Source organism: Neisseria sp. P0022.S010 (genome assembly GCF_051956635.1).
The window spans coordinates 1-1,574 of record NZ_JBQCXF010000631.1 but is presented as its reverse complement, the minus strand read 5'-3'; the positions used below and the strand labels follow the sequence as shown (position 1 = coordinate 1,574).

Sequence of the window (1,574 nt, the reverse complement as noted above, 5' to 3'; positions counted from 1 at the left end):
CAGCCAATGCGCCTCAATCAACTCCAAGCCCTTATTCATCATTGACGCGGAATCGACGGAAATTTTGCGCCCCATGCTCCAATTCGGATGCTTGACCGCCTGCTCGGGCGTAATGCTGTCAAATGTATTTAAATCGGTGTTAAGGAAGGGGCCGCCCGACGCGGTCAGGATAATCGAATTGATACCGTGCTCATTCAGACGGCCTGTGTAATCCCTTGGCAATACTTGAAAGATGGCATTGTGTTCGCTGTCAATCGGTAAGACGGTGGCGCCGTTTTGACGGGCAGTTTCCATAAACAATGCGCCGGAAACCACCAGCGTTTCTTTGTTTGCCAGATAAATGGTTTTGCCTTTTTGAGCGGCGGCCAAAGCCGACGGCAAGCCGGCCGCGCCGACAATGGCACACATTACGCCGCTGACTTCATCAGCCGAAGCCACATCAATCAGGGCTTGAGAACCATATAAAACCTGCGTACTGATGCCTTCTTGTTTGAGTTTCTTTTCCAGCTCGGCGGCATGGTCGGCATCGCCGACAACGGCATATTCCGGACGGAACTGTTTGCATTGCGCCGCCAGCTTGTCCACCTGCCTATGCCCTGCCAGCGCGAACACGCGGAATTTTTCAGGATGGTGGGAGACAACGTCTAAAGTGCTTTCGCCTATGCTGCCGGTACTGCCTAATATGGTCAGGACTTGTTGTGTCATGGTGTGTTCTTTGTGTGCTGTGCAAACGGTATTCATTGTGTTTGAAATAGATTTCTTTGCCGTTTCCAATTTTCAGACGGCCTTTTGCCTCCCGGCTGAAAAGGCCGTCTGAAAGAATTACTCAATGCCGTATTCGATGGTAACAACCAGTCGGACTTGTTTGCCGACGGTGCTTTTATCGTAAGAACCGCCGTACTCGTCGTCCTCGCTGTTGCCGGTGTCGGCATAGATGTTGAACGAACCTTGCGAAGCAGAACGCATGGCGCCCACTTTGCCGCCGCCGGTTTTGGCAAATTCGGCCGCGCGTTTCTGCGCATCCTCAGTCGCCTGCGTGATCAAATCGCGTTTGATGGTTTCCAAATTGCCCAGCAAATATTGCGGATTGTCGAAGCGGATAAATTCGTTTTGCGCACGGAAATTCAAAATGGCGCGCTGGGCGGCTTGGATTTTGTCCAGTTTTTTGGTGTTGACCACAATATTGAGGTCGCCGTCGTAGCCGTTGGGCGTGCGGGTTACATTGCCCAGTTCGTCGCGGGTTTCATTGAAAACGCGCGACACTTCAGGCAGACCCACTTTCATTTCAGCCGCCGTAAAGCCTTGCTCGCCCAAAAACTTAGACAGCTTTTTGCGTCTTGCCGTCAGCAAATCCAAAACTTCCTGATAGCTCTCGCCGTGCGCGTTCACGCCCGTATTCCACGTCGCGCTGTCGGATTGGAAGTTTTTCTCCGCCAAACCTTTTACAGTAATCGTCCCCGGTTGGCGCAGATTCTTAAACTGCACGCCCAAAATAAACGCCGCAGCCATCAATCCCAGTGCCAACAATACGCCCAAAATCGATAAAGATGAAATCTGTTTTTGTTCGGACATAA

1 protein-coding gene and 1 pseudogene are annotated in these 1,574 nt (G+C 51.6%); both read right to left on the bottom strand.

Annotation, left to right across the window (positions count from 1 at the left end):
- Nucleotides 1–705 (bottom strand): annotated as a pseudogene (locus ACTHUT_RS20145) (1-deoxy-D-xylulose-5-phosphate reductoisomerase); the annotation flags it as partial.
- A 117-nt stretch (nucleotides 706–822) separates the two neighbouring features.
- Complete coding sequence (locus tag ACTHUT_RS20140; RefSeq protein ID WP_250599386.1) at nucleotides 823–1,572, bottom strand: SIMPL domain-containing protein; 750 nt, start codon at nucleotides 1,570–1,572, stop codon at nucleotides 823–825.
- Between the last annotated feature and the right edge of the window lie 2 nt (nucleotides 1,573–1,574).

Excerpts from the sequence above, each read along its gene's own strand:
- ACTHUT_RS20140 (WP_250599386.1), bottom strand. The coding sequence starts at position 1,572 with ATGTCCGAACAAAAACAGATTTCATCTTTATCGATTTTGGGCGTATTG.